This is a genomic window from Pseudalkalibacillus sp. JSM 102089, assembly GCF_041366475.1.
GTDB classification, from domain to species: domain Bacteria; phylum Bacillota; class Bacilli; order Bacillales; family Guptibacillaceae; genus Guptibacillus; species Guptibacillus hwajinpoensis_B.
Map to the genome: position 1 here is coordinate 23,732 of NZ_JBEWYW010000021.1, position 6,685 is coordinate 30,416.

General features: G+C 38.3%; 10 protein-coding genes. 8 read left to right on the forward strand and 2 right to left on the reverse strand.

All coding sequences use genetic code 11. The features are described from left to right. Window positions 1-163 precede the first annotated feature (163 nt). The 5 genes from ABVF21_RS22030 (at window position 164) to ABVF21_RS22050 (ending at window position 3,999) form a co-directional block, all read left to right on the forward strand. Window positions 164-592 (forward strand): DUF4181 domain-containing protein, encoded by a 429-nt coding sequence (locus tag ABVF21_RS22030; protein ID WP_371019015.1) that lies wholly within the window; start codon window positions 164-166, stop codon window positions 590-592. A gap of 402 nt (window positions 593-994) precedes the next feature. Continuing rightward, on the forward strand, window positions 995-1,432 hold the full coding sequence (locus tag ABVF21_RS22035) for a hypothetical protein (protein WP_371019016.1): 438 nt from the start codon (window positions 995-997) through the stop codon (window positions 1,430-1,432). A 410-nt stretch (window positions 1,433-1,842) separates the two neighbouring features. Further along, window positions 1,843-3,063, forward strand: a complete 1,221-nt coding sequence (gene hmpA, locus ABVF21_RS22040; protein ID WP_194220804.1) for an NO-inducible flavohemoprotein — start codon at window positions 1,843-1,845, stop codon at window positions 3,061-3,063. 69 nt (window positions 3,064-3,132) lie between these two features. After that, window positions 3,133-3,291, forward strand: a complete 159-nt coding sequence (locus tag ABVF21_RS22045; RefSeq protein ID WP_194220805.1) for a hypothetical protein — start codon at window positions 3,133-3,135, stop codon at window positions 3,289-3,291. A 153-nt stretch (window positions 3,292-3,444) separates the two neighbouring features. Continuing rightward, window positions 3,445-3,999, forward strand: a complete 555-nt coding sequence (locus tag ABVF21_RS22050; RefSeq protein WP_194220806.1) for a DUF488 family protein — start codon at window positions 3,445-3,447, stop codon at window positions 3,997-3,999. Window positions 4,000-4,002: 3 nt separating this feature from the next. On the opposite strand, the gene ABVF21_RS22055 is transcribed toward ABVF21_RS22050, so the two are convergent. After that, the gene (locus ABVF21_RS22055) at window positions 4,003-5,034 is read right to left on the reverse strand and encodes a hypothetical protein (RefSeq protein WP_371019017.1); all 1,032 of its coding nucleotides are present in this window, start codon (window positions 5,032-5,034) and stop codon (window positions 4,003-4,005) included. A 259-nt stretch (window positions 5,035-5,293) separates the two neighbouring features. On the opposite strand from ABVF21_RS22055, the gene ABVF21_RS22060 reads away from it, so the two are divergent. From ABVF21_RS22060 to ABVF21_RS22070, 3 genes are all read left to right on the forward strand, one after another. Continuing rightward, window positions 5,294-5,548 (forward strand): hypothetical protein, encoded by a 255-nt coding sequence (locus tag ABVF21_RS22060; protein ID WP_194220808.1) that lies wholly within the window; start codon window positions 5,294-5,296, stop codon window positions 5,546-5,548. A gap of 88 nt (window positions 5,549-5,636) precedes the next feature. Further along, a complete protein-coding gene (locus ABVF21_RS22065; protein ID WP_194220809.1) occupies window positions 5,637-5,984 on the forward strand; it encodes a hypothetical protein in 348 nt (115 codons plus the stop codon). A 54-nt stretch (window positions 5,985-6,038) separates the two neighbouring features. Further along, a complete protein-coding gene (locus tag ABVF21_RS22070) occupies window positions 6,039-6,566 on the forward strand; it encodes an HAD family hydrolase (protein WP_371019018.1) in 528 nt (175 codons plus the stop codon). Window positions 6,567-6,600: 34 nt separating this feature from the next. Here the strand turns inward: ABVF21_RS22070 and ABVF21_RS22075 are convergent, their stop codons facing one another. Next, entirely contained in the window at window positions 6,601-6,681 is an 81-nt protein-coding gene (locus ABVF21_RS22075) for an IS3 family transposase (protein ID WP_371018277.1), read from the reverse strand. Window positions 6,682-6,685 lie beyond the last annotated feature (4 nt).

Sequence of the window (6,685 nt, forward strand, 5' to 3'; positions counted from 1 at the left end):
CCTATTAAATGCGTTAATTAAAAATTGAGATCGAGTCTTCAGTCATCTCGGAGCTTATTCGTATATGAATAGGCTTTTTCTAATGTTAAACAAAAGATTGAGAAAAGTGTATTAGTTTGAAATAATTGGCAGTAAGGTTTTTGGCAGAAAGGACGGGTTTTTATTGTATGGGATTGATCAGGGATTTTGGCTGAAGTTATTGATCTTAATTACAATCTTAGGGCTATTGATCTTTTCTTTTCATGCAATTATGAGAAGGTTGCTAAAGGTTGAAAAGAAGAAATTCTTTTCCAACCACCATCTCAATGAAACGCATAAGAAAGTGGATCGGAGTATTAGAGTCATCGTGATCGGCTTGCTGATGATTGGTTATGTTTATAATGTCACTAGACCGTCTACCGAATGGGTATGGTATTTGGAACCGTGGTTCTTAATGTGTCTCATGGTCGTTACTACTGAATCATCTACAGCATTGATGGAATGGAAATACGCAACAAATCGAAAGGATTATCTATTAACGATTAGTCAATTACTCTTTTTTATCATATTAGTGGTGTCAATGTTTTCTAGCAATTCTTTTGGATTAATGTAACGCATTCTATTAGTTTTATAGCAGAAGCAAATTGCGATCAGAAAGATCTAGTTGAATACGAAAAGACTGGATTTGGTTATGGTCGCAACCATACCCATCGCTGATTTAACTTACCTTATTTTGGCTTGATACCGGACCTTGTCCTATTCGTTATGTCATTAGCTGCCTTCCTATCAGGAGTATGGGTTTTATCTAGAAACCGTAAGCGGCAAGGGATGACGTGAAACTTATTCACTTTTGTTCTACCTATTCATTTAGTAATTTTTCAAAGTAGTGTTTGCCTATCTGGGAGTTTACTAAGTTAATGAAGGTTTTCGAGTGTTGTATGCCGTCTATGAAGGATCAGTTGCTACCTTATAGGAAAGGGCAGATCCGATTCGATCCAAACCAGGGGGACAAATCATGAGAAAAACACTATTAGTGTTGATAATCATACTCTCACTATCGCTAAATGCTTGTTCAACGAACGAATTAGAAAAGGTAGAAAGCGTAAAAATAAGCTATTGGATTGGTGATGAAAAACAACCAGAAGAAGCATCGTTTTCAGATAAGAATATTAGTAAGTTGTTCGTGAACGCGACTAATCGTGCAGTGGAAGTTGATGATCAAAAAGTGATTAAAACACCTCCAGTCTTGACTTACGATCTTATTACGGATGAAAACACTTACCAAACATTTCATTTATGGATGACTGAAACCGGAGAAGGATTCATTCAAAGTCTTTTGTTGGAAGATCGTTTCACTTACCGATTGGAGGAAGGAGCGGTAACCGATTTAACCACCTTTTTGAACAACGAAGGAAATGTTGATCTTAGTACTCATATTGAGTTTGAACAATAAAGAACTTAGAGACATTCCTCTCTAACAAAGCATTTCTCCGAGATGGAGAAGTGCTTTGTTTATGAAGGTAAAGGTTGAGAAGAGGGAGAGTTCGAAACATTCTTTGGTCTATAAACTAGCGAACAGGATGCTTGATGAGCTATCTACAGACCCCAATAGAAATATAAGTCTTCCCTCTTCTGAAATGTGTCCATTTACTTAAAACCTTTCTATGCGCATTGATTTTAATATAGATGTCTATTACTATAAAGATGTATTGAAAATACTTCTTTAAAAACCGGTTCATACACCTGTTCCTTTATCCGGAATCTACTATCACGATTCATTAAGTGATCGATTGATTGAAAAAGCAAGAGAGGTGTATAAGGACTAGAAACATTGCCAACATTAGATCAGAAAGGGGTTATGACATGTTAAACGAAAATACAATTAAGGTCGTCAAATCAACTGCTCCGGTATTGCAGGAGCATAGCCAGGAGATCGGGGAAAGATTCTATGAATTGTTATTCTCGCGCGTTCCAGATCTATATAATATGTTTAACCAAACGAATCAAAAATTAGGTACTCAACAAGGAGCACTTGCGTACGGCGTTTATTTAGCTGGAGCCAATATTGATAATCTAGAAGAAATCGAGTCAATGGTAGAGAGAGTGACTGAAAAACACCGGGCTCTAGGTGTTCAGCCTGAACAATACCCAATTGTAGGGGAAACGTTACTTGAAGCAGTTAAAGATGTTCTGGGCGATACGGCAACAGACGAGATTATCGATGCCTGGGGAGAAGCTTACACAGCTATTGCAGATATTTTCATTAAAACAGAAGCTAAGCTCTACGAACAAACAGATCAGAAACAGGGTGGATGGATCGGAAATCGTTCTTTCTATGTCGATCGTAAGGTGAAAGAAAGCGATGTTATTACTTCATTTTATTTAAAACCAGAGGACGGTGGTCCTATTGCGTCTTATAAACCTGGCCAGTATCTCACGTTAGAAGCCAATATAGAGGGTGAACAATATTCTCATATGAGGCATTATAGTTTGTCAGATGCTCCTAATAAAGATTATTACCGAATTAGCGTTAAACGTGAGGATGCCGTAGACGATGCACCAGCCGGAATAGTATCAAACTATCTTCATCATGATATTTCAGAAGGTGACACACTATCTATTGCAGCACCAGCAGGGGATTTCACCTACACAACTGACGACCAACCTATTGTGTTGATTAGTGGAGGAGTAGGAATTACACCGATGTTGAGCATGCTGAATAGCCTTGTTGAGAACGGTTCGAGTCGTGAAATCACGTTCATTCATGCTGCTCAAAATAGCAATGTACATGCAATAGGGGAGCACGTAGAGAAGTTAGCGAACGAAAATTCAAACGTTTCTTATTATGTGTGTTATTCCGATCCTACTGAACAGGATCGCGCTGAGCTTCGCTTTGATAAAGAAGGGTTGATTGATTTAGATTGGCTTCAATCAGTCTTATCTGATCATCAAAAAGACTTTTACTTTTGTGGTCCCCTTCCCTTCTTGAAATCTATAAATGAATCGCTTAAAGAATGGGGAGTACCAGCAGAGAGACGTCACTATGAGTTGTTCAGTCCTGTTAGTACAATTGAGGAAGAATAGCTCCCTATTAAAGGGGATAGATAAGCCGATCTAATGGGGCACATAGATACGTTGAAGGGAGAGGTATTTATGGAAACGAAAGAAAATGAAAAAGTCCTCCGTTTGCAAACGGTGCTTGAAGAAGCTTTAAAACCGATTACTACAAAATTGGAAACGTTAGAAAGAGATGTAGCATCGGTACAAAAAGCACAAGAAGAATTAAAAAAGATGGTGCAAAAAGAAAAATAAGCTATTACTCCGAACGTAGATACGATAGTTATTCTCGATATAAATAGATAAATAGTGCCTGACTCCCTATGGGTGACAGGCACTATTTATCTATTTGAATAATGGTGAAGAGAAAGAGTTTTTAACATGAAGGTGGAGAAAGGAGGACAGTTCATGAAAATCTATACGATTGGACATTCCAATCATTCCAAGGAATATTTTCTGGACATGTTGCGAGAAGCTGACATTACCTACGTGGCGGACATCCGAGCTTTCCCCGGAAGCCGGAAGCACCCGCAATATAAGAGCGAAAATATGAAGGAATGGCTTCGGGAAGCAAAGATAGAATACGCACACTTTCCTCTTCTCGGTGGGAGACGACGTCAGTCTAGCTCTGTTGGGGCTGAGTTGAATGAAGGCTGGGAAAACCCTTCATTTCACAATTATGCTGATTTTACGTTGACGAACGAATTTATTGAAGGAGTAAAGAAACTAAAGACGCAGGCGAAGAAAATGAACGTGGCCTACATGTGTTCTGAACGTCATCCCGCCAGATGCCACCGTTTGCTCATCAGTAATTGGTTACAGGCAAACAATTGGGAAGTTCTCCACATCATCGACGATTCTAAAAAAACAATAAAGCTCGTTAAGCATGAGCTTGGAAAGTGGGGGGCCATGCCAATAATTGAAAAGGATGGCACCGTTGTGTATCCAAATTTATATGAATAAAGGTTACTCCTGTAAGGTAGTAGGCTCCTTTTCTCTCAGTGAAAGGGAGCCTATCCATAAGATGACCTCTAGACAAAGAAGAAGGATAACAACCCAACTCCATAAGAATATAAAGTGGTGTTGAAACTGATCGATTAAAGCGATCGAATTTTGTCGCTCGGGCAATGCAATTGAAAAAGCGTAAAACATTCCAAACGTAAAGTTCCTCGACCACTGACTCACATCATACGTAAATAACCCCTTTCTCCAACCGTATGCCTGGACTCTCTTGACTGCTCTTATGATTTCGATCGTTTCAACGCTAAGCAAGATAAGAAGAATCGCTATCCACAAAAAGAAAGAGACCGTTGCCGACAAAGCCTGAGTGGACACGAGTGCCAATCCAGTGATCGATAATGCTCCATGAAGAATGCAGTTTGTATTCTTCCAATCGTTCTTCAACGACCAGTTTCTTCCTCGCAAATAACGTAAGCTTAGACACCAAGTTCCACAAAGATAGAACAGTCCACCTAAAACCACACCGAACATTAGAACCTCAAGAGGTAAGGCAAACATCTTCGCCCATGTAACGACCAGAGCTTGAGTTGTCACAGTTGATAGCAAAATAATTCCATGTATAGAAGCGGTGGATTGTTCTTTCAAGAGAGAATAAAAATGAATAAGGCTACCGCCTAAGAACAGGAAGCTTAGAAATGTATTTAGAATGACAAGTATTTGAATGACGTAAAATGATTCAGGAAAATACTTTAACGTTACCTGACAAAGAACAAATATCCCCGCAACCCACGTTCCCATCATAAAAAAACGAACGGGATGGTGGAGGACTGTTTCCCTCCATTCTCTACGAGAAAACTGTAGCACTAATGAAGATAATAAGCTCACACTAATTAGCCAAACGCCAATGAGTAACATCCCACCAAAATTCCGTGCAATGAGAGGGAAAGCCTCGACGTCTGCATAGAGGAAAATCCCAAGTGCCATTAGTATCGCGCCCGATGCCGGATGAATTTCTCTTCTTTTTATGTTTGCTTTCATAAAATCACTCGTTTCTTATTAATCACGAGTTCCATGATATAGCTTATTGGTTTATTTAAAAAGACTTTTCTCTTAGGTTTTAATTCGGATCGAGTTGGCTTCAGAAGCTATTAAAGATAATAACAATTTGAATAAGGGTTTCTTTATATGAAAATAGAGATTGAGTAAATGGTTATGGTTTGAAATAATTGGTATTAAAGAAACGGTAACTAAATGAAAAATTTAGACTAGCCTTTTTTAAACGCAAGGAGAGGGGAATTTGAAGACATTCGCATGGAGCTTATTGCTCATTCATCTAGCTATCTTAATACTGTGGGTGATAAATTCTGGATATCTATTTTCAGTGCTTGGGGTCGTTATTTGGCTTGTTGCTGTGGTGGCAGGGTTTATCGTTCAGAAACGAATGAAAGAACATCTATTAATGAAGCAGCTATTGTTATTATCTAGTTTCTTTATGGCCTTTTTGAGTTTAATTACTGTAGGCATTTATTTAGTGACAAGTGCAATGCCGTAACTGTAAGTAATAAGGGTGGAAATAGGGGGATGGCAGACTAGTTAAATAAATCATCAAAAAGGAATTGATCATTATCGGGTTTTCACTAGTGTTTTCAATGGTTTTAGGAACGATTGCCATTTTGACGTTTATCGTTACTCCAATTAGAGCTGCTAGAAAAAATGAAAAAGGAAAACCACCTCGAAAAATCTCTTATGTTATCGTAGGTTTGTTGGTTTTACACTGGGGTTTTTTCTTATGGAATGGTTACGCATTATTACCTGTGAATATAGCAGATGCCCTATTTATGCCTGTATGGGTAGTGCTTTGCGTCGCAGGTTTGATAATAGCGATCTATGAGTTTAAAAACAACAAAGTTTTTTCAATTCCCGTGGCTGGTTTTACAGCAATCAGCTTATTATTTAGCATCTTCATTAACGGCATATCGAATATGTAAGGAGTTCATTCCAGTGATATAGAAATTTTTATTTTTCGAGAGGTGGATCTAAATATGGATAGTATTATTTTTGATTTAGATGGAACGATTTGGGATCCGATTGATACTGTACTTGATGCGTGGAATGGTTGCATCAAGAAGCATAGTCAAATTAACAGAGAACTAACTCGAACTGATTTTGAAGGAACTATGGGGCTACAAGTGCACGACATTAGTGAAAAATTGTTTCCACATTTGGCAGAGGAAGTACGTGACCAGGTGATGCAAGAGTGTTTAAATACCGAGGAGCATTACTTAAAGAAACAAGGGGGCCGACTTTTCCATAAGGTAGAGGATGTTCTTAGTGTACTTTCAAAGAAATACAAACTCTATATCGTTAGCAACTGCCAGGATGGATACATCGAATCGTTTTATGAGTTTCATAACTTAGGCGAGTATTTTTCGGACTTTGAGAATCCAGGGAGAACCGGGCTATCTAAAGGGGAAAATATTAACTTGATTATCGAAAGGAACAACCTAACTAATCCTATATATATAGGCGATACAGAAGGTGATTTAAAGGCATCAAGATATGTGAAGTGACCCCTGTCAAGTAGACAGGAATTAAAAAGCATTTTTAAGCAGCCTGAGCTCTATACTTATAGGGGCTCAGGTTGTTTAATTTCTTTTGAAATCTTTGGTGATTGTAAAATCGTATGTAT